A 24,612-nucleotide genomic window follows, 5' to 3' on the forward strand; every position below is an offset into this window, starting at 1 on the left:
CATGTAGAAAATGCATATAGACCTCCGCCAGCTCCGACACTTCATCGCCCTTGTGGAACACCGCAGCTTCGTAGCGGCGGCGGCGGCGGTGAACTTGTCGCAATCGGCCTTCAGCCGCAGCATCCAGACCCTGGAGCACAACATCGGCTGCCGCCTGGTCGACCGCGCCAGCAAGGAGCTAGCGCCTACCCGTCAGGGGCTGTTGGTGCTGGAGCATTCGCGGCGCCTGGTGCACGGCGCGCACAATCTGGTCAACGAAATACACCAGTTCAATGGGGCGACCACTGGGGTGGTGCGTTTCGGCTGCGGCCCGGCCCCTGCTGGCGGCCTGGTGCCACGAGCGGTGGCGCGCTTCGTGGCGGAATTTCCAGCGGCGCGTACCTGTTTTCAGGTGGATCACTGGCAGGCACTGAACCGCAAGCTCATGGCCGAAGAGATCGAATTCTTCGTGGCCGACACCCGCCAGTTCGAATCCGACCCCGATTATCAGGTTCACCGGTTGGCGCCGCAGCGTTGGCACTTCTGCTGCCGCGCAGGTCATCCATTGACCGAACAGGCAGAGGTACGCGCGCGGGACGTATTCGATTACCCGCTGGCGACCACTTTCCGGCCACCGAACATCCGCAAGATCCTCAGCGACCTCAGCGGGCGTCAGGATTTTCTCCCGACAGTGGAGTGCGAGCATGGCTATGCACTGTTGAACGTGGTCATGCACTCGGACACCATCGGCATCGCCTGCAACGCCAACTTGCGGCCTTATCAGTCAGAGCATGGGTTGGTAGCACTGCAGCTGGCAGAGTTGACGCCCAGCCAGGAAGAGGCGTTCTACACCCGTTACGGGGTGGTAAGCCGGGTGGGGTATGGCTTGTCGCCATTGGCTCAGGGACTGGTCAGGCAGTTGATTGCCTGTGATACCGAGGTATAGCTGGCGGGGCCGCGATGCGGCCCGCCAATATCAACCCTTGCGCGTGGTCCGACTCAACTGCCCATCGACGCCGACCGGCACTTCACCGGCCAAGGTCACGCGGCGCACGATGCGGGGCTGGGTGCCGTAATCGTCGACGGCGTAGTGCTGCGTCGCACGGTTGTCCCAGATTGCCACGTCACCCGCCTGCCAGCGCCAGCGCACGGTGTTTTCCAGCCGCGTCACATGGCCCTGTAGCACCGTGAACAGGTGCTGCGAGTCAGCCAGCGAATAACCCCTGATGCGCTTGACGAAATGCCCCAGTTGCAGCGCCCGCTCACCGCTGATCGGGTGCACGCGCACCACCGGGTGCTCGGTTTCGTACACGGTCGAGGTGAACACCTTGCGGTAGCGCTCGAGCTTGCTCGGATCGACATCGGGCTTGGCGCTCGCGTAGTCGTATTCGTTGCTGTGCACCGCCCACAACTGGTCGGCCAACGCGCGCAATGCCGCTGGCAACGCCTGGTAGGCCGCTGCGGTGTTGGCCCAGACCGTGTCGCCGCCGTGCGTCGGTGCCACCACGCTGCGCAGGATCGATGCCTTGGGATAGGCATCGACGAACGTCACGTCGGTGTGCCAGGAGTTGGCCCGCTGCCCTTCGGCGCCGTCCAGTTGCAGCAGGTAGGTAGTACCGTCCACCACCGGCACGGTGGGGTGCGCGACCGGCTCGCCCAGCAGCTTGGCGAAGCCTTCCTGGCTTTGATCGTCCAGGTGTGTCTGGCCGCGGAAGAACAGCACCTTGTGCTTGACCAAGGCCGCCTGGATGGCCTCGACAGTGGTGGCATCAAGGTGGGCAGACAGCTTCAGCCCCCGGATTTCGGCGCCGATGCGGCCGGCAACCGGGTGGATGTCGAGTTCGACGGCATTTGGCGCTAAGGCCTGTGCGGCATTGCTCATGGTCGTGGTCCTTGCGGTCATGGTTGAAAGTTGGGTTCAGCGGGCGGCCTGCGCGGCCTGTGGGTGTTGCAGTGCGGCATCGAGAAAACGCGGCTCGATCCACTCGGAAACCTGGAAGCCACGGCGGATCAGGCGCTCGCGGGCAGCAAGGTCGACACCCTGCTGCAACTGCGCGATAAAGTCGGCGTCCAGGCGCGGGTCGAAGTAATCGGCCAAGTCTTCCTTGGCCAGGTCATCGGCAAGGATGCTGCGCGGCCAGCTGGCGTTGTCGGCCACCAGATCGACGTACGCATCGCGGTTGTGCTCGTCGCGCAACCAGCTGCTGGCCTGTTCCTGAGCATCGACCAGGCGCTGCACCAGCTGCGGGTATTTGCGGATGAAGTCGCCGGTGCCCAGCAGCACCGCCTGGGTACTGCCGGCACCTTGCAGATCGCGAGAGTTGACCGGCAACTCGACCAAGCCGCGTTCGCGCAACGAGAGCAGATTGGAAAGCCCCCAGGTCGCATCGATCTGCTTGCCGGCAATGGCGGCATTGGCCGCGTTGAAATCCAGGTTGATGACTTTCAGGTCGCGCTCCGACAACCCTTGGCTTGCCAGTGCACTGGCGAAGGACAGTTGGTTGGCCGTACCGCGGAAAACGGCAACGCGCTTGCCTTTGAGATCATGCAGGCTGTGGATGCCAGAGCCGGGCACCACGCCCAGATAGCTCTTCACCCCACGCACACCGGCAGCCAGCACGCGAGTGTCCAGGCCATTGGCCTTGCCGACGATTGCGGCCAAGTCGCCCAGGTAGGCGAAGTCGGCCTGGCCATTGGCCAATGCTTCATTGACCACCGGGCCTGCGCCTTTGAAGAAAAGCCAGTCGATGCGTATGCCGTCTTCGCCGAAGGCTTTCTCCAGCAGTTGCTGGTCACGCAGTACATCGACCACACCGCCAGCGCTGTGCTTGCTGCCAGCGCTGAGGTCCGGCACGGCGATGCGGATGCTCTGCGGTTTGGCGAGCTCCGCCGCAGGGGCACTTAGGGTGACAGCCAGACCGAGGGCGGCGATCAGGTGGCGTAGAGGGGTTTTCATGGCAAGGCTCCTTGGCAGGCTGCCACCGACGATGGCCAGCGCTTTGTCCAGAAGCTAGGCAGGTCTGGTTAGAACCTACAAAGATCAAAACTTCATTTTTTAGTAACTGAAAGACATAAATGAGGATCCATGCGGTGCGCCGGGTTACTTGCGGGAAACGCATGGAAAATATGAGGAAAACGCAAGGGAAAAGGGGTTACGCAAGCGCGGCGTGCATGTTCTTATCTCTTGAAAGTCACTTTGAGGAATTTTTAATTCTATAAGTGAATAACAATGGAACACTTGGAGAGACTGCCGATGAATGGAGTTCTGAGTGGCAACCGGAGGCGGTTTCACCGCCTCATCCTGACACACGGCCCCTCTCAAATAGGCCGCGACCGCTTGCTGCCTTTATTGCTGCCTGGGCTGATTGCGCTGCTGTGGGTCGTGGCGAGCCGGCAGCAGTGGATGAGCGAGCAGATATTGCCGGCGCCTTCACTGGTGTGGCAGAGCGCGCTGGAATTCGGCTCGGGTGAGCTTTGGGGCCACGTGTGGATAAGTCTGCAACGGCTGGTCTGGGGGCTGTTGGCAGGCATCGCTAGCGGCTTGCTGCTCGGCACTTGGCTCGGCACCTCGCGGCAAGCGCAAACCTGGGTACTGCCAACATTCGTGGCGCTGGCGCAGATCCCCACCCTGGCCTGGATTCCGCTGTTCATGCTGTTCTTCGGTATCGGCGAACTGCTCAAGCTGGTGGTGCTGGTGAAAGCTGTGGTGGTACCGGTCACGCTGCACACGTTGGTTGGCGTACGCGATGCCCAACCGAAACTACGCGAAGCCGCCGCCGTGCTGCGTCTACCACGCCATCTGCTGTGGCTGCGCATGCTGCTGCCCGCCGCCCTGCCCGCCTTTCTCACCGGCACCCGACTGGCATTGGCAACCGGCTGGACTTCGCTGCTCGCCGTTGAGTTGCTGGCCTCCAGCGAAGGCATCGGCTACCTGATGGTCTGGGGCAGGCAGCTGTTCATGCTCGACCTGGTACTGCTGTGCATCCTGGTCATCGGCCTGGTTGGCGCACTGCTGGAACGTGGCTTTTCGGCCCTTGAAAAGCGCCTGCTGCACTGGCCGCAACCGGCCACTGGCGAACAACAGCGCGGCCCGGTGCCGCGGGGCTGGCAAAGCCTGCTGCTGCCAGCGGCATTGCTGGCGCTGTGGCAGGTGAGCAGTAGCCTGGGCTGGATCGACTCGAACATCCTCACCTCGCCACTGGACGTCTTGCGCACCCTGGTCCGCGGTCTGGCCGATGGCTCGTTGCCGCAAGCCATGCTGCTAAGCCTGCAACGTACCTTGACCGGCCTGCTAGTGGGCGGCAGCGCAGGTCTGTTGAGTGGGCTGTTACTGGGATTGTCGCCGCGCGCCGAACGCTTTTTCGGCCCAAGCTTTTCTGCGTTGAGGCACGTGGCCTTGTTTGCCTGGGTGCCGTTGCTCACAGCCTGGTTTGGCCTCGGTGAAGGGGCCAAGCTCGTGTTCGTCGCCCTGGCGGCATTCTTTCCGCTGCTGATCGCCACCCAGCGCGGTATCGCCAGCCTCTCGCCGCAACTGGGCGAGGCGGCCCGCACACTGCGCCTGAACCTGTGGCAACGTCTGCGCCTGTTGGTGTTGCCTGGCGCCGCAGCGGCCATATTCGCCGGCCTGCGCCTGTCGCTGATCTACGCCTGGCTGGGCACCATCGGGGCCGAATACTTCATGCCCTCGGACGGTGGCATCGCCAGCCTGATGATCGGCGCGCAGCAACTGTTTCGCATGGACCAGGTCATGGCCGCGATGGTCTTGATCGGCCTGGTCGGTGCCCTGCTCGGCATCCTCGGTCAACGCCTCGAATCGCGCGCCACGCGCTGGAGAAACGCATGAATGCCTTCAATGCTTCACACCTGCTCGCGGCCAATCAGGCCGACACCACGCCGCCGCTGGTCAGCTTCGAAGGCGTTGGCAAAGTGTTCCACGTCGATGGCCAGCCCCTCGAAGCCATCCGCAACTTCAACCTCGCCATCAACCAGGGCGAGTTCATCGCCATCGTCGGCGCCTCGGGCTGCGGCAAGTCGACCCTGCTGCGCCTGTTGGTCGGGCTGGACACCGACTACAGTGGCAGCATCCGCGTCGATGGCCAGGCGGTCAGCGGCATCGGCAGTGAACGCGGCATCGTGTTCCAGGAGCATCGCCTGTTTCCCTGGCTGACGGTGGCGCAGAACATCGCCCTAGGCCTGGTCAACGAGCACCTGACCCAAGGTGAGCGTGCCCGCCGGGTGCATGAGTTCGTGCTGCTGGTCGGCCTGGTCGGCTTCGAGTCGGCCTACCCGCACCAGCTCTCCGGCGGCATGGCGCAACGTGTGGCAATTGCCCGGGGGCTGGTGGCCAGCCCGCGCATCCTGTTGCTCGACGAGCCGTTCGGCGCCCTCGATGCGCTGACCCGTCAGCAACTGCAGGACGAACTGCTCGCCATCCGCGACCGCGCCGGCATCACCACCTTGCTGGTGACGCACGATGCCGAAGAAGCCACCTACCTGGCCGACCGGGTAATCGTGCTGGAGCCGCGTCCGGGGCGGATCAAGTCGGTGGTGGACATCGAGCTGGCGCATCCGCGCCTGCGCACGAGCGTGGCCTTGCACGGGCTGCGCGAGCAGGTGCTGCATCAGATCACCGGTGACGGCGGTCGCCTGCCGCCGCCAGCACGCCGAGTGGAAGGCTTACGGCCTGAGTTGATCGCCTTGTAGCAGTGGTACTGGCTCGGCAAGCGTGCGCAGGTACGCCCAGGGATAAATCCCCCGATCATGGCCATCGCTGAACATCAGCTGCACGCCGTAACCTTGCGCCACCACCTGCTCGATACGCACCGCCTCATTGACCAACGGCAGGCGTCCCTGCAAGCGCGCTGCCCGGCACTGCGAGCAGGGGCAGGCCCCCCGTAGCCGGACATGACTGATGACAGCTTCGCCATCGCGCCACTGCAACGTCAGTACGCCAAGTGCGCGGCGATTGCCGATTGCACGCGGGCTATCCATTACGCGGCACCGCGCAATTGGGCCAGGGCAATACGCACCGCTTTGCGCACTTCCGGATCGCTGTCGGCCTCGGCTGCCTGGAGTGCGGGCAAGGCTCGGCCAAGGCCCAGCTCGCCCAGCGCCAGCGCCGCTTCCTTGCGCAGGTTGGCGATGCCGTGGTCGAGCAAGTCGACCAGGCTATCCAGCGCTTGAGCATGGCGAAGGCGACCCAGCGAGCGGGCGGCGCGCAAGCGCACTTGCCAGAAGCCATCAGCCAGCGCCGCCACCAGTGCCGGCCCCGCCTGCGCGTGGCCAACCTTGCCCAGGGTAGTGGCAGCTTCTTCACGCACCTGCCAGGCGGGATCGCGCAGAGCGCCCACCAGCGCCGGCAGTACCGCCGGATCACGCGCAAGCCCCAAGGCACCAATCGCTGCGCGACGCACCTCAAGATCGGCCTCGTGTTCCGCCAGATTGGCCAAGGCGGGGAGCGCCGGCTGGTGCTTCAGCCAGCCCAGAATACCGACGGCTTCGCGCCGTACTGCCGGGTCGTGGTCTTGCAGTGCCCGCAGCGCAGGTTCGGCGGCGTCCGCCAGGCGCAGTTCGCGCAGGGCGCGCAGGACACTGGCGCGAACGAAGGCGTCGGCATGGTTCGTCCACGGCAGAATCAACTGACCGGCCTGTGCACTTTTCAATTCACTGAGGCTCTGTGCGGCAGCCAGACGTACCGCCTCGGCGCCGTCGGCCAACGCCGCGCACAGCGCCTGCACCACGTGTGGCTCCTCCCAGGCTTCCAGCAGGCGCGCGGCCTCGGCGCGCACATGCTCGGCGCCATCGACTAACAAGGCATCGGTCAGCCAGGGCAACGCTTCGGCGACCTCAAGATCGGCCAGCTCGATCAAGGCGATGCGTCGCACGCCGGCGTCGTCAGCTTCGAGACGCGGCAGCAGTTGGAGAATCTCGGGGTTGTCGGTGCTTCGTTCGGTCATAGCGCGATCCTTAACGGCGGGTGTTCGCTGGTCGGCAAGCCAAGGGGCGTCAGCCGCGGCAGTTCGCGGCCTTCTTCATGACGCAGCAAGGCCAGGCAATGGCGTTTGAGATGGGTGAATTCAGGGCTCGTCAGCAGGCTGGCGCGGCGCGGGCGCGCGAAGTCCAGGCGCAGGTCTTCAATGAAGCGACCAGGGCGTGGGCTCATCACCAGAATGCGGTCGGCCAGGAACAAGGCCTCGTCGATATCGTGGGTGACGAACACCACGGTAGTGCGGATGCGCGTCCAGATATCCAGCAGCAGTTCCTGCATGCGCGAACGGGTTTGCGCATCCAGGGCACCGAAGGGCTCGTCCATCAACAGCAGGCGCGGGCGGTTGATCAGCACCCGGGCAATCTCGGCGCGCTGCTGCATGCCCCCGGACAACTGGCTGGGCCAGCGCTCGGCGAAGTCCGCCAGGCCCACCAGTTGCAACATTTGCCGTGCCTGTTGGCGGCGCTCGGCCTTGCCCAGGCCTTGCATCTTCAGGCCGAAGGCGACGTTGTCCAGCACGCTGCGCCAGGGCAGCAAGGTGTGGTGCTGAAACACCATGCCGCGCTGCGGCGAAGGCCCCTGCACGGCCAGGCCGTCGACGCACAGCTGGCCGCTGCTGGGCACCAGGTGCCCGGCCAACGCGCCAAGCAAGGTCGATTTGCCGCAGCCGGACGGCCCGAGGATGCAGACGAACTCCCCCGCCTGCACGGCGAAATCCAGGCCCTGCACCGCCTCGAAGGCCTCACCGCCCTGCCCCAGCCGAATCGACAGGCCGTGCCCATCGATCCGCCCCGGTGCTTGTTGATGAAGATTCATCAGGCAGCTCTCCGGGTGCGATACCAGGGCGTTGCCAGTGCCCCCAGGCGCTTGATCAGCGCACTGCTGCCCATGCCCAGTACGCCGATCAACAGCATGCCGACGATGATGTTCGGGTAGTTCTGCAAGGTGTATGACTCCCAGGTGTAGTAGCCGATGCCGAACTGCCCGGCGATCATCTCGGCCGTCACCAGGCAGAACCACGAGGTGCCCATGCCAATCGCAAGGCCGGTGACGATGCTCGGCAGCGCACCAGGCAGCACCACCTCGCCGAGGATTGCCCAACGCCCTGCACCGAGACTGCGCGCCGAGGCCACCAGGCGCGGGTCGACGGCCTCGGCGCCGTGCACGGTGTTGAGCAGGATCGGGAACAGCGCGCCGGTGAAGGTGATGAACACCATCGACAGCTCGGACGACGGGAACATCAGGATCGCTAGCGGGATCCACGCCACCGCCGGTATCGGCCGCAGCACCTCCAGGGGCGGCAGCAAGGTGTCTTCGGCCCATCTCGAACGGCCGATCAACAGCCCCAGGGCCACGCCCAGAACTGCCGCGGCGGCATAACCGGCAAACACCCGCGTCAGGCTGCTGCCCAGGTGCGCCAGCAGGGTGCTGGAGGTCAGCAACTGCCAGCCCGCACCCAGCACCGCCTGGGGTGTGGGCACATAGCTGAAAGTCAGCAGGCCAAGGTCCAGCTTGACGCTGGCCGCCACCTGCCAGAACAACAGGCAGGTCAGCAGCGATACCAGGCGCACGGGCCAGCGCTTGAGGTCGCGGGTCATCTCGGTGCCTCCCGATCAGCGCTGGGCGAGCAGCTTCTGGTTGGCGCTGACGAAGTCCAGCGCCTCCCCGCCATGCGCTTTGGCGTATTGCTCGGCCTGGTCCTTGAGCAGGAAAGCCGCCAGCTCGCCATTGCCATCACGGACGAACCAGGCCTGGTTGGCCAGCAACTTGATGCCGCTGTCGGCAGCCTGGGCGTAGACGGCGCGGATGTCCTTGCCCTCGTGCTCCAACTGGGCCAACGCGCCAAGGGCAGCTTGCGGCGAAGCGTAGTGACGAACTTTGCCTTCACCGCGTACCCATACCTGCGCCAGGCGGCTGAAGTCGGTGATCGGCTTGCCCGTGAGCGCGTCATTGGCCTTGAGCGGCTGCGGCTCGTAGTTTTTTAGCGCCTGGTCATAATCCAGGCCGGCCTGGGCGAAAGCTGCACGAATATAGCGGTCGTCGATAAACTGCTGCGTGTCGAGGCCGCGATCGGTTTTCTTCAGCAGTTTCAGCGTGTCAATGGACGTCGCCACGGCCTGGCGGTATTCCGGCTTCCAGGTCAGGTCGCGGGTCTGTAGGCCGAGCGGGCCGTGGAACAGGTAATTGACCTCGGCTTCGATGCCGGTGACCTTCTCGATGAGCTCGCTGTACTTTTCCGGTTCGGCCGCGATCAGGCGGTCTGCTTCGAGGCTGGCGCGCAGGTAGGCGGTTACCACTTCCGGGTATTTCTGCGCATAGTCGGCATCGACCAGGGCGCCGTGAAACGTAGGCGCGTTGGCCTGGGCGCCGTCGTAGATCTTGCGGGCAAAGCCGCGGTTGGGGAACAGTTCGGCGAACGGCACGAAGTCGGCATGGGCTTCGATGCGGTTGCTGCGCAAGGCGGAGCCGGCGATTTCCGGGGCTTGGGCGATGATTCGCAGATCCTTCTGCGGGTCCCAGCCTTGCGCCGCGACGGCCCGCAGCAGCATGCTGTGGGCGGTGGAGGCGAAGGGTACGGAAATGGTCTTGCCCTTCAGTTCGGCCAGCGACTGCACCGGCGAGGCGGCCGGTACGACGATCCCATTGCCGCTGCCATGCACACTCCCCGACAGCACGCTGATGAACAGGCTGCGTTTGCCGGCATCCAGATGCGCGACCCCGTTGAATGAGCCAGGGAAATCGGCCATGGCACCGAAATCCAGCTTGCCGGCGACCATCTCGTTGGTCAGTGGCGCGCCGCTGGTGAAGTTCTTCCATTCGACCTGGTACTGGGCATCCTTGTACTTGCCATCGTGCGGCAGGTACTTTTCGAGCAGGCCCAGCTCACGGATCAGCAAGCCGCCGGTGGCGCAATTGATGGTGGTGTCCTGGGTGCCGATGGCGATGCGTATGGTTTCGGCGCTGGCATTCAGGCCGGTAAGCGCCAGCGCGAGGCCGGCCAGGGTTGCTACAAGGCGCATGGATGTTTCCCCTCGAATCGTTGTGGATGCTGAAATCGTCTCCGCCGCCCGGTGCGGGGGGTGGGAAACGAGGGGCGAGGCAGGAAGGCGCGTCCGGTGGTTCGCCGGATGGCGGGGATGAATCAGCGCAGCAGGTACGGGATATCGACCTTCACCGCGCCCGTGGGGCAGTCTTTTTCGCAGGGCATGCAGTACCAGCACTCGTCGAAGGCCATATAGGCTTTTTGCGTGGCCGGGTTGATCGCCAACAGGTCCATGGGGCAGACCTCGACACAGACGGTGCAACCTTTATCGGCGATGCACTTGTCTTCGTCGATGGTCACCGGGGCACTGCTGCGAAAGAAGATTTCCTGGGGCTGGTAAGCCATTTCACGGAGTCCTTGGGGCCTTGAGCCCTCGGTTTTATTCAGGCAGCGTCGGCTTTCACGCGCAGCCGGTCATAGGCGGTCTGTTCCTGGGCGTCCAGCGCGATCAGGTAAGGCTCGACGGCCTTCTTGAAGCTGGTCATTTCGCCGTTCTGGTCTTTTTTCAAATGGCAGTGGCAGAACCACTCACTATCGTTGCGCTTGGGGAAATCGACCCGATGGTGGTACAGGCCCCAGCGGCTCTCCTCGCGAAATAGCGAGGCCCGCGCGGCCATTTCGGCACAGTCGCGGATGACCGAGACCTCCATCGCACGCATCAGCTCATGCGGATTGCTGGCTTTGATCTGTTCGAGATCTCGCTCGATCTCGGCAAAGCGCGCCAGGCCGATCTGCATCTTCTTGGTCACCTTCGGTGGCTGCAGGTAATCGTTGACCATGCGCCGCAACTTGTACTCGACTTGCGCTGGCGGTAGGCCATGCTCACGCTGCAACGGGGCGAACACCCGTGTGCGCTCGCGCTCGACCTGCCCATCATCGACCTCGGCAAACGCCCGCCCGGCCACGTAGTGCGCCGCGTTCACGCCGGCAAACCATCCGTAGGTGAACGCGCCCAGCATGTAGTTGTGCGGCACCGCCGCCATGTCTCCGGCGGCATACAGGCCCTGAACGCTAGTCTCGGCCTTCTCGTTGACCCACACCCCCGAGGCCGAATGGCCCGAGCAAAAACCGATCTCGGAGATATGCATCTCGACCATGTGCTGGCGGTAGTCGGTGCCACGCCCGGCATGGAACTGGCCACGGCTGGGGCGCTCGTTGCTGTGCAGGATCTCTTCGATGTTCTGAATGGTTTCCTCGGCCAGGTGATCGAGCTTGAGAAACACCGGACCATTGCCGCCTTCGAGTTCCTGATGAAACTCCCACATCATCTGGCCGCTCCAGTAGTCGCACTCGATGAAGCGCTCGCCCTTGCTGTTGGCGGTGTAGCCGCCGAGCGGGCCGGTCACATAGGCACACGCCGGGCCGTTGTAGTCCTTGATCAACGGGTTGATCTGGAAGCATTCGAGATTGGCCAGCTCGGCCCCGGCATGGTAGGCCATGGCGTAGCCGTCGCCGGCGTTGGTCGGATTCTCGTAGGTGCCCATCAGGTAGCCCGACGAAGGCAGGCCCAAACGCCCCGCCGCGCCACAGGCGAGAATCACCGCCTTGGCACGGACCACGCGAAATTCACCGCTGCGGCAATCGAAACCCATGACACCGGCAGCGGCGCCCTGTTGATCGAGCAATATGCGGGTACAGACCATGCGATTGGTGATGTCGACCCGGGCGCGCTTGAGCTGGCGATACAGCACTTTCTTGATGTCGTGGCCTTCGGGCATGGGCAGTACATACGCGCCCATGTGATGGACCTTCTTCACCGCGTAATCGCCGGTTTCATCCTTCTCGAACTTCACGCCCCAGCGGTCGAGCTGCTCGATGGTTTCAAAGCTGTGCGTCGCATAGGCATGCACGGTGGCCTGGTTGACGATGCCGTCGTTGGCGACGGTGATTTCCTTGGTGTACTGCTCGGCGGTGGCATGCCCGGGAATGATGGCGTTGTTCAGGCCATCCATGCCCATGCTGATGGCACCGCTGCGTTTGACATTGGCTTTGTCGAGCAACAACACGCGCAGGCTCTTGTCCTGCTCCTTGGCCTTGATCGCGGCCATGGGGCCGGCCGTGCCGCCGCCGATGACGATGATGTCGTAGTCCTGGGTTTCGATACTCATACGTTGCTCCCCTTCTGGCGGTCGATGCGCAGGCGGTACTGGAAGGCATCGCCGCGGTAATACAGGTGCTCGAAGTCCAGCGGCGTACCATCGGCGGCATGGGTCAGACGCTCGATACGCATGATCGGCGCGCCCTCCTGCACCTGTAGCGCCTGGGTCAAGTCGCTGTCGGCGAGCACCGCATCGATGGCCAGGTCAGCGTGACCCAGGGCGATGCCGCAGTCGTTTTCCAGCAGCAGGAAAATGTCGCGGGTGACCAAGTCGGCCTGCTCCAGTTTTTCGCCGACAGCCTTGGGCAGCCAGGTGATTTCCAGAGATACCGGCTCGCGATTGATCAAGCGCACGCGGCGAATTTCAGTGACCAGGCTGCCTTCCTCGAGCTGCAAGCGCGCAGCGACCACGGCGTTGGCAGGCACATGGCGCAGGCTGCGCAGGCGGTTGATCACCTCATAGCCCCTCTGCGTCATCGACTCGCCCAGGCCCTGCAGGGTGCTGACGTTCTGGAACGCCTTGGGCTTGGCGACGAACGTGCCTTTGCCATGGATCTTGAAAATCAGTCCTTCTTTCTGTAGGTCACCAAGCGCCTGGCGCACGGTGATGCGGCTCACCGCAAAGGCCTTGCCCAGTTCGCTTTCCGAGGGCATGCGGCTGTGCGGTGCATAGCTGCCATCGAGAATGCGCTCGCGCAGCAGGTCCTTGAGCTGGGTGTAGAGCGGAACGGGAGAAAACGGGAGCAGGTCGGCCATGGATCTCTTCGCTGATCGAATACTTGTTATAACAAGTTGTGACCAGATGCTATGCGGGCCTAGGCCAGTAGCGGAAATACCGAGTTGGCATATGGTTAGATTGTTCTCGAGGCCACGACCGGCCGATGGCGACACCGCCGGAAAAGTAACCTTAGATCAAGGCCATGGACGTTCTCGCAGGAGATGGGTATCATGCCTGCGCGTTGCACTCGTAGCTCAGCTGGATAGAGTACTGCCCTCCGAAGGCAGGGGTCGTGGGTTCGAATCCCGCCGAGTGCGCCATACCTTCCAGAGCCCGCCTTGAGCGGGCTTTGTCGTTTCTGGGGTTTGAGTTTTGCGTAATTGACGCTGGCGACGCGACATCCCAATTCAAAATTAGTTCCATCGACTTTACCTGATTGGATCCATCCCGCTAGAATGATGGCACTTTGCCGTACCCGTAATTTGATCGCTTGCCGATCAATCACTCTCTCCAGGGATCCAGGAATGAAAATGCTGAAACACTGTCTGGCTTTGACCGTTGCCGCTGCGCTGGTGGGTTGCCAAGCGACCGGCGAGCAGTACCAAGCCGATGTGTTCGATGCCAGTCAGGTGAATACCCAGCAAGAAGCCAAGACCGTGAAAATCATCACGGTGTCGCCGACCCGCATCAAGGTCAGCAACGAAAAGAACCAGAAAGCGGCCATGGTCATCGGCGGCGTGTTGGGCGCGCTGGGCGGTGCAGCGCTGGGCGCTGGGCACAACAAGGACACCGCCATCGTCGGTGGCGTGGCAGGCGGCGGCGTTGGTGCGCTGGCGGGCTCGCTGGTCAGCGATACCACGCTGGTACCAGGTGTACTGATCGGCTACGCGGAAAACGGTAAGGTCTATACCTCGGCGCAGGTGGGCCGTCCGTGCGATTTCAAGGTCGGTGACATCTCGCTGATGGTCATGACCCTGTCCAACGAGACGCGCATCCAGCCGAACGCCACCTGCCCCGATCCCAAGACCACCTGAGGCCTGAGCCATGAAGCGAGTAGTTCTGGCCACCACCCTTGTCTTGGCGGCGACTGGCGCTGCGGCCGGTCAGTTCGACCAGCTGTACCAGATCGAGCAGCAGACCAAACAATCCCAGGCGGCATTGGAAACCGAGCGTCTGCGCCAGGCAGCCGCCGCCGAGCAGCGCGCCGAAGCGCGCGAAGCCGCTGCGCGCCAACAGCGTGCGGCAGCCCAGCGTGCGGCTTCCCAGCGCGCCGCCGAGCAGCATCAGGCACAGGCAGCTGAGCGCAAGCGCGTGCAAACCCGCGAGGAATCGTTCGAGGACGAACTGCGGGCGCTGGAGCTCGAAGAACGACGCCTGAAGCTGCAAGCGAAAAAAGCCCAGGTGGCCCGCGCCAACGACTACATCGATGCCGAACTGCGCGACAGCGCCGCGCGTACCGACATGATTCAGTCCAACGCCGATGCCGCGCGCAACGTCAGCTCGGGCGCCAAGTCCTTGCTCGAAGACGTCGGCAAGGCCGAAGTGAAACGCGCGGGCGGCCTGTTCGGCGAGTGACCATCCATGGCGCTGCCCACGCGCTTGCCTGGGCAGCCCGAAGCTGAGACAACATCATGCTACGACTGATCATGCTGGCTACGGCCGGCCTGCTGCTGGGCGGCTGCCTGCAGGAAGAACCTGCATTCCCCAACGTGGACTTGCATGGCCGCCTGGTCGTTGACCAAGAAGTCACCGGCGCGCGTCAGGCACAGGGTATTCAGGGCGAGTACTACAAGCGGGTGCTAAGTGTGAACGGCCAGGACATGGCCTTCAACGACTTCGTCCGCCACTACTGCCCTGACAGCAACACCCGCAACGAAACCTGCATCAAGGCATTTCGTATCAAGAAAATCGACGATGTCAGCGGCGCCACTCGGTTCTTGCCCAACGGGCTGTGACTCCAGGCAACGCTCGAGTAGAGAAAGGCCCGCTTGGACAAAGCGGGCCTTTTTCATTTGTGCGACATGTCGCATCAGCAGGACTCCCGTACCAGAAGCAATGGTGTTAGCGTGGCTTTTCTTACCCGCTTGCGAAGGAATGCGCGACACATGTCCCTGAACAAACTCACCGCCACGGCCTTGCTGCTGGCCAGCCTCGGCCTGTCCATCCAGTCGGCACAGGCCAATCTCACCCAGCAGCAGTCCAGCGCCATCGTAGGTGCCTTCGCCGATAGCCAACCGGCCGATTTCAAGCAGTTTCTCGGCAAGCTCAAGGCCAGCGACTTGGCCAAGGTCGACGATCTTGCGGCCACCTTGGACGCCTACCTGGCCGGCAAGTCGCTGGACGCCGAGCAGCACAACCAGATCAATCGCCTGTTGGGCCTGTACACGCGCATCAAGTACGCCAATGCTGCGAAGCAGGATTTGCGCGAGCTGGTCGCCATCCCCACCTTCGCCGTCGAGGGCGTGGCACAGCACGAAAATCCCGAGTTCGTGAAGATCGCCGACAAGATCAAGGCCCTGGCCGATCGCTTCGGGCTGGCGTTTCGCAACGTCGACAATCGGGTTTACGAGATTTCGCTAGGCCAGGGCAAGGAAGTGGTCGGCATCCACGCCCATGCCGATGTGGTGCCGGTCAACCCGGATAACTGGAAGCTCGCCGACGGTACCCGCCTCGATCCGTTCAAGGTCACCCTGGTGGGCGACCGCATGTACGGCCGTGGCACCGAAGACGACAAGAACGGCATTATCGTCGCGCTGTATGCGCTCAAGGTTGCCAAGGATGAAAACCTGCCGCTGGCCCGACAGTTCAAGTTGCTGATCGACACCACTGAAGAAACCAGCGGCGACGCCATTCCCTACTACTTCGAGCGCAACCCGACGCCGGACTACAACCTGGCGCTGGACGGCGGTTATCCGGTGGTGATCGCCGAGAAGGGCTATGGCACGGTCATGGCGAGCTTCAGCAAGCGCCCAGCCACCGGCGCAGGCGCAGAGATCACCGACCTGACCGGCGGCCTGGCGACCAACCAGATCCCCACCACCTCGGTGGCGACCCTGCTCAGCGACCAGCCCGCCGAGTTGGCCGCGCAGCTGCAAAAGGCTGGCGCAGATTATCGCCAGCGCAACGGCGAGGACTTCAGCATCGAGGCCAAGGCCGAAGACGGCAAGGTGGTGCTGACCGTGACCGGCGTGTCCGCGCATTCCTCGGAGCCTGAGTCCGGCGTCAACCCCGTGGCCCGCATGCTCGACTTCCTTGCAGGCCTGGGCAAGCAGGTGCCGCTCAAGCACAACCACTTCACCGACGCGGCCCATTACGCGGCCGACAATTGGGGGCTGGATTACCTGGGCGGCAAGCTCGGCATCGGTTTCAAGGACAGTTTCATGGGCCCGTTGACCGCCTCGCCAACCTTCGTGGGCGTGGATGACAAAGGCGTGAAGCTGGCCGTCAACCTGCGCATCCCCAAGGGCAAGCCACTGGCAACGCTCAAGGACCAGATTGCCGACAAGCTCGGCCAGTGGACCCGCCAGCAGCACACCTCGGTCGCCTTCGACTACAGCCTCGACGAGCCGATGTACCGCAACCCCGAGGGCGAGTGGGTCAAGGCCTTGCTCGACGTGGCCAGCGAAAACCTCGGCATGAAGCATGAGTACGGCACCTCCGCCGGCGCCACCTCGGTGCACGACCTGCCCAACGGCGTGCAATTCGGCCTGGCGATGCCAGACGTGAAGTACACCGGGCACAACGACAACGAGTTCAAGACGGTGGAGCAGTTCGAGCTGGACCTGCAGGTGGTCAGCGAGATGGTGGCGCGGATCGGGCAGATGCCTTCACTCTGAGCCGCACGTCCGATCAGCCGCTGCCGGCATCCAGTCGGCAGCGGCTGTAGCTCGTCATGACGTTTTTCAATCGGCTCGATGCCGTTTCCTGCATTGCCGTGCAAGCCGGCGTACACGATGCTTTAGTTACATCCAGCACTCGTATTCTCCCCCGCAGAGGCCCGTATGAAGACCGTCGAACAAATCCTCAAGTCCAAGTCCGATCACCACACCGTCTACACCATCGGCCCGGATGATTCGGTGCTCGACGCGTTGAAACTGCTGGCGCAGAAGAACGTCGGCGCGCTGCCGGTAGTGCAGGACAATCAGGTGGTGGGGATCGTCAGTGAACGCGACTACGCCCGCAAGCTGGTGCTCAAAGGGCGCTCGTCAGCGGCCACCCCGGTGCGCGATATCATGAGCGCGCCAGTGGTCACGGTAGAGCCCAAGCAGAATCTCGAGTTCTGCATGAACCTCATGACCAATCGTCACCTGCGCCATTTGCCGGTGGTGGCCAACGGCGAATTGCTCGGGCTGCTGTCGATCGGTGACCTGGTCAAGGAAACCATTGCCGAGCAGGCCAATCTCATCGTGCAACTGGAGCAGTACATCCGCGGTGAGTGACAGGCCCTTCAGTGGTAGGCGCGCTCCAGCTCGTCGAGCTGATGGTCGAAGCTGCGCAGACGTGCCGACCAGGTATAGACCAGCACTTCGAGATCCCGGTTGAGCACCGCAGTGTTGCCTTGGCGGTTGCCTGACGGCTCACCGAGGTCCAGCTGATAGCGCTCGCGGGCCATGGCCGTGGCTACGCTGGAAAGGTCGCGGGCATTGGCCAGCCAGTGGTGATGGTGATCGTGGATCTCCCGGTCGAGTGCGCGGCACTGGTGCTTGAGCGCGTCCAGGCTCTGCTCGAGCGGCGTGCCTTTGAGTTCGCCCATGACCTCTTCGAAGGTACGTCCGGAATGCCAATAGCTGCCCCAGAAGTAGCGATCGAACACGGTCTCGACTCGGCGTAGTGCCACCTTGGTATTCCAGATGGTCAGCAGTGTGCGGCCCTGAATCACTTCACGCTTGTTCAGGTGCAGTTGCTGCCAGGCTATCCAGGTTAGTGTGGCCAGCGCCACTGCGGCAGTGACCGCAGCGGCGGCATACAGGAACTGCACGGCCTGGCTCATCTGGTGGGTATGACGGATGCCGTAGAAATAACCGGCCGTCAGGGTGCCCAGGACTGTCACGGCGCACCAGAACGCCGGTGCATAGGGATCTTTCATCACGCTATCCCCTATTGTTTTACCTGAGCATAGCAACGGCCGATCAGTCGTCAGGTGCCACTCGGCGCTTTATTTCTTCTTCTCGTGCAGCGCCTCGTTGAGCTGGTCGATCATCGGGATCCAGTCTGCATCGGCGGTATAGCTTTCCTTCAGAAACGCCCGCTGCCCTTCATTCCAGAATGGGGCGTCGACCAGCTTCACATCGTCTTCCAGCGGCGAGTGCGTGGTGATGAAACGCTCGATTTCCACCGGATCGTCAGGCAGACCCAGTTGCTTGAAAATTTCCGAGAAATGATGGTTCGGTTGTTCCATGGTGCCTCCTCCACCGGCCGATCACCCAGGGCGTCGGCGCGGCTTGGTTGATGGTAAGCAGATGATCGTGGCCACCCGCCTTCGGGTAGACACCTGGCAGGCGAGTACGACTCGATTCGATCATCGGCTTTGTCGGGCAGGCACCTGGGCGCGTCAGATCGGCGCGCGGCGCAGGGTTGCGAGGAAGGTGGCGGCGCCGATGAACAGACCAGCAAAGGTTCGGTTCAGACGCTTTTGCTGCTTGGGCGTGCGCAGCAGGCGCAGTACCCGCGAAGCCAGGCCGGTGTACCCCGCCATTACCAGCAAGTCGACGCTGACCATGGTCACGGCGATGGCGATGTACTGCGCCAGCAGGGGGGCATGCGGGTCGATGAACTGCGGCAGCACGGCGAGCATGAACACCAGCGCCTTGGGGTTGCTGACGTTGACCAGAAACCCCCTGAACACCAGGCTCAGCGGCTTGCCGATCGGGCGCAGCGTGGAAGGATCGGCCATGTCCATCGGCAGTGCCCGCCACTGTTTGTAGGCCAGATAGACAAGGTAGGCCACCCCGAACCATTTGATCAGCTGGAACGCGGTGGCCGAGGCGGCGAGAATCGCACCAACCCCGGCAGCGATGATGGCGATCTGAGCGACCAGGCCGATCTGCAGGCCCAGGGCATTCCAGTAACCGCGCCAAAAACCATATTGCAGGCCGCTGGACATCGAGGCGATGGCCCCAGCGCCTGGCGACAGGCTGATGACCCAGCACGCAGCAAAGAAGCCCAGCCACACTTCCATCGACATCCCACACCTCGCTCGAGCAACTGTTGCAAAAGGTTAAAGCTAAGGTGTCGGCGAAAAAATAACCAGCGGATTCTGTCGCCTGCAATGGTATTCGCGCGGGGCTCGGCATCATCGCCCTACCCCGCGCTCACTCAGGACAGCGCTTCGAGCTCGGCCTGCATGCTCTCCAAGGTTTCCAAGGCCTCCATCCAGGCCTCCTCAAGCTCGCCTTCGCGTTGCTTGAGCGTGCTCTGGCGCCCCAGCAGATCGCGCAGTTCGTCCTTGCGCGCTGCCTCGTACACGCCGGCATCGCCCAGTGCTGCCTCGACCTCGGCCAACTGGGCATGGACCTGGTTCAACTCGGCCTCGAGCTTGTCCGCGGCCTTCTTGTGCGGCGCCAACTGCTGGCGCAGGGCGGCAGCGGCCTGACGCTGGGCTTTCTTGTCGGTCTTGTCCGGGTTCACCGACGCGCTACTGGCCGGTGCACTGCGCTGGCGGTACTCGACCAGCCAGCGGCTGTAATCGTCCAGGTCGCCATCGAAAGGCTCGACCTTGCCATCGGCCACCAGCAGGAAATCGTCGGTGGTGCTCTTGAGCAGGTGTCGATCGTGAGACACCACCACCACGGCGCCGGCAAACTCCTGCAAGGCCATGGTCAGGGCCAGACGCATCTCCAGGTCCAGGTGGTTGGTCGGCTCATCGAGCAGCAGCAGGTTGGGCCGCTCCCAGGCGATCAGGGCCAGCGCCAGGCGGGCCTTTTCGCCACCGGAGAAATTCACCACCGGCTCGTCGACGCGGTCACCGTGGAAATCGAACCCGCCCAGGAAGTCGCGCAAGGTCTGCTCGCGCTCGGTCGGGGCGATGCGCTGCAGGTGCAGGAGCGGGCTGGCTTTGTCGTCCAGCGAGTCGAGCTGGTGCTGGGCGAAGTAACCCACTGCGAGGTTCTCGCCGCGCACCAGACGGCCGCCAAGCGGCTCGAGTTCGCCGGCAAGGTTCTTGATCAAGGTCGACTTGCCTGCGCCGTTGGGGCCGAGCAGACCGATGCGTGCACCCGGCACCAGTTGCAGCTTGACCTTCTCCAGGATCGCCTTGTCGCCGTAGCCCAGGCGACCCTCGGACAGGCTCAGCAGCGGGCTGGAAATCTTCTGCGACTCGCGGAAGACGAAATCGAATGGCGAGTCGACGTGGGCCGCCGACAGCTCCTCCATGCGCTCCAGTGCCTTGATACGGCTCTGCGCCTGCCGGGCCTTGGTGGCCTGGGCCTTGAAGCGGGCGATGTACTTTTCCATGTGCGCGCGCTGCGCTTGCTGTTTCTCGTACGCCTGTTGCTGCTGCGCCAGGCGCTCGGCACGGGTGCGCTCGAAGGCGCTGTAGCCGCCCTTGTACAGGTTGAGCTTGCGCTGTTCGACGTGCAGCACGTGGTCGACCACGGCGTCGAGGAAATCACGGTCGTGGGAGATCAGCAACAGCGTGCCGGGATAACCTTTGAGCCAGTCTTCCAGCCACAGGATCGCGTCGAGGTCGAGGTGGTTGGTCGGTTCATCGAGCAACAGCAGGTCGGACGGGCACATCAGCGCCTGGGCCAGATTGAGGCGCATCCGCCAGCCGCCGGAGAAGTCGCCGACGCGGCGATCCATTTGCTCGTTGGTGAAGCCAAGGCCGGCCAGCAACTTGCGCGCGCGGGCGTCGGCGGTATAACCGTCGGCCACTTCCAACTCACTGTGCAGGCGCGCCAATACCGTGCCGTCGTGGGCCTGCTCGGCCACCGCCAACTCGGCCTGGACCTTGCGCAGGCGCGCATCGCCGTCGAGCACATAGTCCACCGCCAGGCGCTCGAGGGTGTCGACCTCCTGGCGCATGTGGGCAATGCGCCAATCGCCGGGCAGTTGGCAGTCGCCGGCGTCAGGCGAAAGCTCACCGCGCAGCAGCGCGAACAGGCTGGATTTTCCGGCGCCGTTGGCGCCGATCAGGCCGGCCTTGTGACCGGCGTGCAGGGTCATCTCGGCGCCTTCTAGCAAGCGCTGCGGACCACGCTGTAAAGTGAGGTTGGATAGTCTGATCATAGTGGTCGCGGAGTCTACCAGCTTCCTCGGCCCGCAGCGTGAGTGGAATCATGTGCACCGACCTGTGGAATCATGCCCTGGCGCTCTACGCACGCCCAGGTATCGAAGCGGCCTGCCTGGAGCTGCAGGCGCTGGGCGGCGACGTCTGCCTGCTGCTGTGTGCGACGTGGCTACAGCGCCGTGCGATCGCGTTCAGCGACGCACGCGCCGGTCAGTTGCAGGCCATCGCCGGGCCATGGCAGCAAGATGTGGTCACGCCATTGCGTGCATTGCGCCAGCAATGGCGCACGGCAGCCCTGCACGATCGGCAGCTGGCCGCAGTACGTGAACAGCTCAAGGACTTGGAGTTGCAAGCGGAGAGAACCCTGCTGCACAGGCTCGAGCAATGCGCTCAGGGCTGGTCAGGCGAGAACGCCGAGTGTGCGCATGATTGGCTGGATCGGCTGGCGCCGGAGCAGGCCCGTGGCCACGACGCGCTGGGCAGCTTGCGCGTCGCGGCCACAGGGCTTCAGGAGGCCGAAGACGGCGCCTGAGTCGAGCTGGCCGAGGGATTGGCCGAGTTGGTCATCGGTTTATCGGCATCCGCCGTAGCCGTGGTGCCTTGCTCAGCTTGCGCAGCGGCCGGCTTGGCAGAGGCCCTGGTTGCAGGCTTGGCTGCTGGCTTGCCGGGGCTTGCCTTGGCTGGCGCCTTGGCAGCAGCGGGCTTGGTTGCAGGCTTGGTTGCAGCGCCAGCCTTGGCAGGTGCCTTGGCTGCAGCCGGTTTCGCGCCAGCGCGCGCTGGTGCCTTGACGGCAGCTGGCTTGGCGGCAGCGGTCCGGGTAGCGGCTGGTTTGCTCGCAGGCTTGGCAGCAGCAGCGGCTTTGGCCGGCGCTTTAGCGGCAGCTGGTTTGACTGTTGGCTTGGCCGCAGCACGCGCAGGTGCTTTGCGGGTAGCCGGCTCGCTTGCAGGCTTGCTCGCCGCCGCTTTGCTGGTGCTGCGGGTCGATGCTTTGGCTGCGCCCGGTTGTGTGGCAGTGGCTGCGGCGGCACGTTGGTCGAGGGCCTTGCCAGCGGCCTCGCGTACCTTGCCAACGCCCTGAGCCAGCTTCAGGCTTTCCTGTGCGTCGCGCTTGAGCTGTTGGATATAAATGCGCGTTTGGGTCTGACGGTCCTTGAGCGAGTCGAGCAACTCTTCGAGTTCGCCGACGGCCTTTTGCGCCTTGTTCTGCGCCTTGGCTTTGCCAGCCTTGGCTGAATCCTGCAACTTCAGACGCCCATCGTGCAGTTTTTCCTGAGCTTTGCCGCGCTGCTTTTCCAACTTGGCCAGCAGTTTCTCCGCATCAGCCAGCGCTTGCGCACAGGCTTCTTCCAAATGTTCGAGCAGGCTGCCCGAAAGTTGCTGGAGCAGGTGTAACGGCGTACTTACTGGCTTCTTTTTTGCCGACATGGTTTACCTCCTGACTGATGAGAGTGCGGCCCATACTATGCTTGTGCTGCTGCCGCCGCTAGGGCATGTGGACAGTAGCGCAAGCACCGCGTTGCATGCCTGGGCAAAGTCGTCATCGGGCAGCTTGTTGCAGGGTAGTTGTTTAACAAGACGTTGCTGATATTTACCTAAGCACCTGCAGCAACGCTGGCATAATCACGCGTTCACCGAGCTGGAGTTACCCATGCTGCGTTATTTTGCTATCGGTTTGTGCTTGTTGGCGCCCCATGGGCTGGCAGCACCCGCTGTCATACCTGCCAACGACCACGATCTGGCCTACAGCCTTGGCGCAAGCCTGGGCGAGCGCCTGCGCCAGGAAATGCCTGGCTTGCAGCTCGATGCGCTGGTAGAAGGCCTGCGTCAGTCCTACCAGAACCAGCCACTGAGCCTGGACCAGGCGCGCATCGAAGCGATCCTGCAGGCGCATGAAGCGCAAGCCAGCAAAGCGGCGGAGCAGGCCGAAATGGACCGTGTACAAGCGGTGGAAAGCCGTTTCATGGCCAGCGAGCGAGCCAGGCAAGGCGCGCAGGCGCTGGCCGAGGGCGTGCTGTACACCGAGGTGAAGCACGGCACCGGTGCGCAGCCGAAAGCCGGCGGCAAAGTGCAGGTGCGTTACACAGGAAAGCTGCCCGACGGCACGGTTTTCGACCAAAACCAGCAACCACAGTGGTTCAGCCTGGATTCGGTGATCGAAGGATGGCGCATCGCGCTGCCGCACATGACAACCGGCTCGACCTGGCGCCTGGTGATTCCGTCAGCGCTGGCCTACGGCGCCGAGGGCGCAGGCGATCTGATCGCGCCGTATACGCCCTTGGTGTTCGAAATCGAACTGCTGGCGGTCGCCGACTGACGGCGACCTTCAGGCCTGTACCGCGCCTTCTTCCTTGTGCGCGTTGTGCAGCACTTCGATCAGGCAGTCTTCCAGCTCGAAGCGCTCATGCAGCAGGCTACCCAGCTTGCCGAGTTTTTCGGCAAAGCGCTCGGTGTCCTTGCATTCGCCCTTTTCGCAATGGTCGTTGAAGGCCAGGGCGATCTGGGTGATGTCGTTGATGCGCGGATTGATCTCTTCGGCCAGTTTCAGCGCTTTCTCATCACCGAAGGCTTTGGCTTCGGTCACCAGTTGCTCGCTGACTTCAAAATGCCAGGCCGAAACGTAGTCGACCAGAATCGCGCAGAAATCGCGGTTCTGGTCCTTGTCGGCGAAGGCCGGCTTGGCGTCGCGCAGCGCGCGGAACGCCTGCACCAGGTCATGGCGCTCATTCAGCCAACGGTCGATCAGCTTGTGAACCCCACCCCAGCGTTCCTGGGCGTTCTGACAACTATCGAGCATGGCGATCTCTTCCCTTCTGGGTGGATGCCGCTGCACCTGGCACCACGACCGTGCGGCACACAGGTGACATCAGCAGAACGGCATCGGGCAGTTGTGTTTTCAATAGGCGTGCAGGGAGATTATTCCCGCAGGTGCTGAGCATCAAGGTACGCAGCCGACTAAGTTCATACAAGCGTTTAATACGCTCGCCGGGCACCGCTGGTCGTGCCAGCTGCAGCGGGCGAAGATCAGGCTGGATAATTGCGCAGTGCACGAAACCGACACGCCAGCAGGCAGCTCAGCGGCAGCGCCGCCAGCAGCAAGAAGGCCAGCAGGCTCCATTCGGGCAGGGTCAGGTCGATGAAGCTCCAGGTCAACGCACTGCAATCAGGGCCACCAAACAGCAGCTGTCGGGCGACCTCGCGCCAGGACATCTCGAATATCCGGCCGATCGGCAATGGGCAGACAGGGCTTATGGCGTTGGCGCCCTGCAACCAGACATGCCGTGCCGCCAACAAGGCGCCAGCGGCAGCGCACGACAGCGCCGTGCGCGCATACAGGCGCAGGCCGGCAATACCGGGATCATGCAGCGCCGCACCGAGACATACCGCCGCATAGCCACCGAGTAGTACGCGCTGGCTGAAACACAACGGGCAGGGCACCAGCCCAATAACGCTTTCCAGATAAAAAGACGCGCTCAGCACCGCCAGCGAGGCAAGGCATGCCCAAATGAATAAAATGCGCGGACTGGCCGTCGGCATGGGCAGTGATGTCCCAGAAGAAATG

At 63.3% G+C, this 24,612-nt stretch carries 27 protein-coding genes and 1 tRNA gene; 11 read left to right on the forward strand and 17 right to left on the reverse strand.

Annotated features, from left to right (window positions below; genetic code table 11):
* The first annotated feature begins 10 nt into the window (after window positions 1-10).
* A complete protein-coding gene (locus tag FS665_RS04525) occupies window positions 11-925 on the forward strand; it encodes a LysR family transcriptional regulator (protein WP_145184070.1) in 915 nt (304 codons plus the stop codon).
* Between the two features lie 30 nt (window positions 926-955).
* Here the strand turns inward: FS665_RS04525 and FS665_RS04530 are convergent, their stop codons facing one another.
* A complete protein-coding gene (locus tag FS665_RS04530) occupies window positions 956-1,861 on the reverse strand; it encodes a TauD/TfdA family dioxygenase (protein WP_145184073.1) in 906 nt (301 codons plus the stop codon).
* Window positions 1,862-1,897: 36 nt separating this feature from the next.
* A complete protein-coding gene (locus FS665_RS04535) occupies window positions 1,898-2,935 on the reverse strand; it encodes an ABC transporter substrate-binding protein (protein WP_145184076.1) in 1,038 nt (345 codons plus the stop codon).
* Window positions 2,936-3,232: 297 nt separating this feature from the next.
* On the opposite strand from FS665_RS04535, the gene FS665_RS04540 reads away from it, so the two are divergent.
* Both FS665_RS04540 and FS665_RS04545 read left to right on the forward strand, forming a co-directional pair.
* Complete coding sequence (locus tag FS665_RS04540; protein ID WP_256674967.1) at window positions 3,233-4,822, forward strand: ABC transporter permease; 1,590 nt, start codon at window positions 3,233-3,235, stop codon at window positions 4,820-4,822.
* Complete coding sequence (locus FS665_RS04545; RefSeq protein WP_145184079.1) at window positions 4,819-5,682, forward strand: ABC transporter ATP-binding protein; 864 nt, start codon at window positions 4,819-4,821, stop codon at window positions 5,680-5,682. The genes FS665_RS04540 and FS665_RS04545 overlap by 4 nt, the downstream gene beginning before the upstream one ends.
* On the opposite strand, the gene FS665_RS04550 is transcribed toward FS665_RS04545, so the two are convergent.
* The 8 genes from FS665_RS04550 to FS665_RS04585 form a co-directional block, all read right to left on the reverse strand.
* Window positions 5,656-5,970, reverse strand: a complete 315-nt coding sequence (locus FS665_RS04550; protein ID WP_145184082.1) for a gamma-butyrobetaine hydroxylase-like domain-containing protein — start codon at window positions 5,968-5,970, stop codon at window positions 5,656-5,658. The genes FS665_RS04545 and FS665_RS04550 overlap by 27 nt on opposite strands.
* The gene (locus FS665_RS04555; protein WP_145184085.1) at window positions 5,970-6,935 is read right to left on the reverse strand and encodes a HEAT repeat domain-containing protein; all 966 of its coding nucleotides are present in this window, start codon (window positions 6,933-6,935) and stop codon (window positions 5,970-5,972) included. The genes FS665_RS04550 and FS665_RS04555 overlap by 1 nt, the downstream gene beginning before the upstream one ends.
* Window positions 6,932-7,783: an ABC transporter ATP-binding protein gene (locus tag FS665_RS04560; protein WP_145184088.1), complete on the reverse strand. Its 852-nt coding sequence runs from the start codon at window positions 7,781-7,783 to the stop codon at window positions 6,932-6,934. The genes FS665_RS04555 and FS665_RS04560 overlap by 4 nt, the downstream gene beginning before the upstream one ends.
* A complete protein-coding gene (locus FS665_RS04565; RefSeq protein ID WP_145184090.1) occupies window positions 7,783-8,565 on the reverse strand; it encodes an ABC transporter permease in 783 nt (260 codons plus the stop codon). The genes FS665_RS04560 and FS665_RS04565 overlap by 1 nt, the downstream gene beginning before the upstream one ends.
* 15 nt (window positions 8,566-8,580) lie before the next feature.
* On the reverse strand, window positions 8,581-9,987 hold the full coding sequence (locus tag FS665_RS04570) for an ABC transporter substrate-binding protein (protein ID WP_145184093.1): 1,407 nt from the start codon (window positions 9,985-9,987) through the stop codon (window positions 8,581-8,583).
* Between the two features lie 122 nt (window positions 9,988-10,109).
* Window positions 10,110-10,355, reverse strand: a complete 246-nt coding sequence (locus FS665_RS04575; RefSeq protein ID WP_046616397.1) for a ferredoxin family protein — start codon at window positions 10,353-10,355, stop codon at window positions 10,110-10,112.
* A 38-nt stretch (window positions 10,356-10,393) separates the two neighbouring features.
* Window positions 10,394-12,118: a fumarate reductase/succinate dehydrogenase flavoprotein subunit gene (locus FS665_RS04580; protein WP_145184096.1), complete on the reverse strand. Its 1,725-nt coding sequence runs from the start codon at window positions 12,116-12,118 to the stop codon at window positions 10,394-10,396.
* On the reverse strand, window positions 12,115-12,864 hold the full coding sequence (locus tag FS665_RS04585) for a GntR family transcriptional regulator (RefSeq protein WP_145184099.1): 750 nt from the start codon (window positions 12,862-12,864) through the stop codon (window positions 12,115-12,117). The genes FS665_RS04580 and FS665_RS04585 overlap by 4 nt, the downstream gene beginning before the upstream one ends.
* 205 nt (window positions 12,865-13,069) lie before the next feature.
* Between FS665_RS04585 and FS665_RS04590 the strand changes: the two genes are divergently transcribed.
* From FS665_RS04590 to FS665_RS04615, 6 genes are all read left to right on the forward strand, one after another.
* Window positions 13,070-13,146: transfer RNA gene (locus FS665_RS04590), tRNA-Arg, on the forward strand.
* A 210-nt stretch (window positions 13,147-13,356) separates the two neighbouring features.
* Window positions 13,357-13,860 carry a hypothetical protein gene (locus FS665_RS04595; RefSeq protein ID WP_178108291.1) on the forward strand — a complete coding sequence of 168 codons (504 nt, stop codon included), beginning with the start codon at window positions 13,357-13,359 and terminating at the stop codon, window positions 13,858-13,860.
* Between the two features lie 10 nt (window positions 13,861-13,870).
* Entirely contained in the window at window positions 13,871-14,401 is a 531-nt protein-coding gene (locus FS665_RS04600; protein ID WP_145184105.1) for a DUF5384 family protein, read from the forward strand.
* 56 nt (window positions 14,402-14,457) lie between these two features.
* Window positions 14,458-14,781 carry a hypothetical protein gene (locus tag FS665_RS04605; protein WP_145184109.1) on the forward strand — a complete coding sequence of 108 codons (324 nt, stop codon included), beginning with the start codon at window positions 14,458-14,460 and terminating at the stop codon, window positions 14,779-14,781.
* A 150-nt stretch (window positions 14,782-14,931) separates the two neighbouring features.
* The gene (locus FS665_RS04610) at window positions 14,932-16,662 is read left to right on the forward strand and encodes a dipeptidase (RefSeq protein ID WP_145184112.1); all 1,731 of its coding nucleotides are present in this window, start codon (window positions 14,932-14,934) and stop codon (window positions 16,660-16,662) included.
* Window positions 16,663-16,827: 165 nt separating this feature from the next.
* On the forward strand, window positions 16,828-17,265 hold the full coding sequence (locus FS665_RS04615; protein WP_145184115.1) for a CBS domain-containing protein: 438 nt from the start codon (window positions 16,828-16,830) through the stop codon (window positions 17,263-17,265).
* An 8-nt stretch (window positions 17,266-17,273) separates the two neighbouring features.
* Here the strand turns inward: FS665_RS04615 and FS665_RS04620 are convergent, their stop codons facing one another.
* From FS665_RS04620 to FS665_RS04635, 4 genes are all read right to left on the reverse strand, one after another.
* Window positions 17,274-17,912 (reverse strand): NADH:ubiquinone oxidoreductase subunit N, encoded by a 639-nt coding sequence (locus FS665_RS04620; protein ID WP_145184118.1) that lies wholly within the window; start codon window positions 17,910-17,912, stop codon window positions 17,274-17,276.
* Window positions 17,913-17,981: 69 nt separating this feature from the next.
* A complete protein-coding gene (locus FS665_RS04625; protein ID WP_145184120.1) occupies window positions 17,982-18,224 on the reverse strand; it encodes a DUF2789 domain-containing protein in 243 nt (80 codons plus the stop codon).
* 153 nt (window positions 18,225-18,377) lie between these two features.
* Window positions 18,378-19,010: a LysE family transporter gene (locus FS665_RS04630; protein WP_145184123.1), complete on the reverse strand. Its 633-nt coding sequence runs from the start codon at window positions 19,008-19,010 to the stop codon at window positions 18,378-18,380.
* 131 nt (window positions 19,011-19,141) lie between these two features.
* Window positions 19,142-21,052 (reverse strand): ATP-binding cassette domain-containing protein, encoded by a 1,911-nt coding sequence (locus FS665_RS04635; protein WP_145184126.1) that lies wholly within the window; start codon window positions 21,050-21,052, stop codon window positions 19,142-19,144.
* A gap of 50 nt (window positions 21,053-21,102) precedes the next feature.
* On the opposite strand from FS665_RS04635, the gene FS665_RS04640 reads away from it, so the two are divergent.
* Window positions 21,103-21,585: a TIGR02444 family protein gene (locus FS665_RS04640; protein ID WP_145184128.1), complete on the forward strand. Its 483-nt coding sequence runs from the start codon at window positions 21,103-21,105 to the stop codon at window positions 21,583-21,585.
* Here FS665_RS04640 and FS665_RS04645 read toward each other — a convergent pair.
* Window positions 21,561-22,478, reverse strand: coding sequence for an AlgP family protein (locus FS665_RS04645; RefSeq protein WP_145184131.1), 918 nt, complete (start codon window positions 22,476-22,478; stop codon window positions 21,561-21,563). The two genes, FS665_RS04640 and FS665_RS04645, sit on opposite strands and share 25 nt — an antisense overlap.
* 223 nt (window positions 22,479-22,701) lie before the next feature.
* Here FS665_RS04645 and FS665_RS04650 point away from each other — a divergent pair, with 223 nt between their 5' ends.
* The gene (locus FS665_RS04650; protein WP_145184133.1) at window positions 22,702-23,367 is read left to right on the forward strand and encodes an FKBP-type peptidyl-prolyl cis-trans isomerase; all 666 of its coding nucleotides are present in this window, start codon (window positions 22,702-22,704) and stop codon (window positions 23,365-23,367) included.
* Window positions 23,368-23,376: 9 nt separating this feature from the next.
* Here the strand turns inward: FS665_RS04650 and rsd are convergent, their stop codons facing one another.
* The gene (rsd, locus tag FS665_RS04655; RefSeq protein ID WP_145184138.1) at window positions 23,377-23,847 is read right to left on the reverse strand and encodes a sigma D regulator; all 471 of its coding nucleotides are present in this window, start codon (window positions 23,845-23,847) and stop codon (window positions 23,377-23,379) included.
* 227 nt (window positions 23,848-24,074) lie between these two features.
* Window positions 24,075-24,587, reverse strand: coding sequence for a disulfide bond formation protein B (locus FS665_RS04660; RefSeq protein WP_145184141.1), 513 nt, complete (start codon window positions 24,585-24,587; stop codon window positions 24,075-24,077).
* Between the last annotated feature and the right edge of the window lie 25 nt (window positions 24,588-24,612).

It is taken from the genome of Pseudomonas sp. URMO17WK12:I11, assembly GCF_007677725.1.
Classification (GTDB): Bacteria; Pseudomonadota; Gammaproteobacteria; order Pseudomonadales; family Pseudomonadaceae; genus Aquipseudomonas.

What these genes read in the sequence shown, in the direction of transcription:
- FS665_RS04605 (WP_145184109.1), top strand. Translation starts at nt 14,458, where the DNA reads ATGCTACGACTGATCATGCTGGCTACGGCCGGCCTGCTGCTGGGCGGC.
- FS665_RS04650 (WP_145184133.1), top strand. Translation starts at nt 22,702, where the DNA reads ATGCTGCGTTATTTTGCTATCGGTTTGTGCTTGTTGGCGCCCCATGGG.
- FS665_RS04620 (WP_145184118.1), bottom strand. Translation starts at nt 17,912, where the DNA reads ATGAAAGATCCCTATGCACCGGCGTTCTGGTGCGCCGTGACAGTCCTG.
- FS665_RS04580 (WP_145184096.1), bottom strand. Translation starts at nt 12,118, where the DNA reads ATGAGTATCGAAACCCAGGACTACGACATCATCGTCATCGGCGGCGGC.
- FS665_RS04575 (WP_046616397.1), bottom strand. Translation starts at nt 10,355, where the DNA reads ATGGCTTACCAGCCCCAGGAAATCTTCTTTCGCAGCAGTGCCCCGGTG.
- FS665_RS04625 (WP_145184120.1), bottom strand. Translation starts at nt 18,224, where the DNA reads ATGGAACAACCGAACCATCATTTCTCGGAAATTTTCAAGCAACTGGGT.
- FS665_RS04640 (WP_145184128.1), top strand. Translation starts at nt 21,103, where the DNA reads ATGTGCACCGACCTGTGGAATCATGCCCTGGCGCTCTACGCACGCCCA.
- FS665_RS04595 (WP_178108291.1), top strand. Translation starts at nt 13,357, where the DNA reads ATGCTGAAACACTGTCTGGCTTTGACCGTTGCCGCTGCGCTGGTGGGT.
- rsd (WP_145184138.1), bottom strand. Translation starts at nt 23,847, where the DNA reads ATGCTCGATAGTTGTCAGAACGCCCAGGAACGCTGGGGTGGGGTTCAC.
- FS665_RS04525 (WP_145184070.1), top strand. Translation starts at nt 11, where the DNA reads ATGCATATAGACCTCCGCCAGCTCCGACACTTCATCGCCCTTGTGGAA.
- FS665_RS04540 (WP_256674967.1), top strand. Translation starts at nt 3,233, where the DNA reads ATGAATGGAGTTCTGAGTGGCAACCGGAGGCGGTTTCACCGCCTCATC.
- FS665_RS04535 (WP_145184076.1), bottom strand. Translation starts at nt 2,935, where the DNA reads ATGAAAACCCCTCTACGCCACCTGATCGCCGCCCTCGGTCTGGCTGTC.
- FS665_RS04545 (WP_145184079.1), top strand. Translation starts at nt 4,819, where the DNA reads ATGAATGCCTTCAATGCTTCACACCTGCTCGCGGCCAATCAGGCCGAC.
- FS665_RS04600 (WP_145184105.1), top strand. Translation starts at nt 13,871, where the DNA reads ATGAAGCGAGTAGTTCTGGCCACCACCCTTGTCTTGGCGGCGACTGGC.
- FS665_RS04565 (WP_145184090.1), bottom strand. Translation starts at nt 8,565, where the DNA reads ATGACCCGCGACCTCAAGCGCTGGCCCGTGCGCCTGGTATCGCTGCTG.
- FS665_RS04630 (WP_145184123.1), bottom strand. Translation starts at nt 19,010, where the DNA reads ATGTCGATGGAAGTGTGGCTGGGCTTCTTTGCTGCGTGCTGGGTCATC.
- FS665_RS04615 (WP_145184115.1), top strand. Translation starts at nt 16,828, where the DNA reads ATGAAGACCGTCGAACAAATCCTCAAGTCCAAGTCCGATCACCACACC.
- FS665_RS04555 (WP_145184085.1), bottom strand. Translation starts at nt 6,935, where the DNA reads ATGACCGAACGAAGCACCGACAACCCCGAGATTCTCCAACTGCTGCCG.
- FS665_RS04570 (WP_145184093.1), bottom strand. Translation starts at nt 9,987, where the DNA reads ATGCGCCTTGTAGCAACCCTGGCCGGCCTCGCGCTGGCGCTTACCGGC.
- FS665_RS04550 (WP_145184082.1), bottom strand. Translation starts at nt 5,970, where the DNA reads ATGGATAGCCCGCGTGCAATCGGCAATCGCCGCGCACTTGGCGTACTG.
- FS665_RS04645 (WP_145184131.1), bottom strand. Translation starts at nt 22,478, where the DNA reads ATGTCGGCAAAAAAGAAGCCAGTAAGTACGCCGTTACACCTGCTCCAG.
- FS665_RS04585 (WP_145184099.1), bottom strand. Translation starts at nt 12,864, where the DNA reads ATGGCCGACCTGCTCCCGTTTTCTCCCGTTCCGCTCTACACCCAGCTC.
- FS665_RS04610 (WP_145184112.1), top strand. Translation starts at nt 14,932, where the DNA reads ATGTCCCTGAACAAACTCACCGCCACGGCCTTGCTGCTGGCCAGCCTC.
- FS665_RS04560 (WP_145184088.1), bottom strand. Translation starts at nt 7,783, where the DNA reads ATGAATCTTCATCAACAAGCACCGGGGCGGATCGATGGGCACGGCCTG.
- FS665_RS04635 (WP_145184126.1), bottom strand. Translation starts at nt 21,052, where the DNA reads ATGATCAGACTATCCAACCTCACTTTACAGCGTGGTCCGCAGCGCTTG.
- FS665_RS04660 (WP_145184141.1), bottom strand. Translation starts at nt 24,587, where the DNA reads ATGCCGACGGCCAGTCCGCGCATTTTATTCATTTGGGCATGCCTTGCC.
- FS665_RS04530 (WP_145184073.1), bottom strand. Translation starts at nt 1,861, where the DNA reads ATGAGCAATGCCGCACAGGCCTTAGCGCCAAATGCCGTCGAACTCGAC.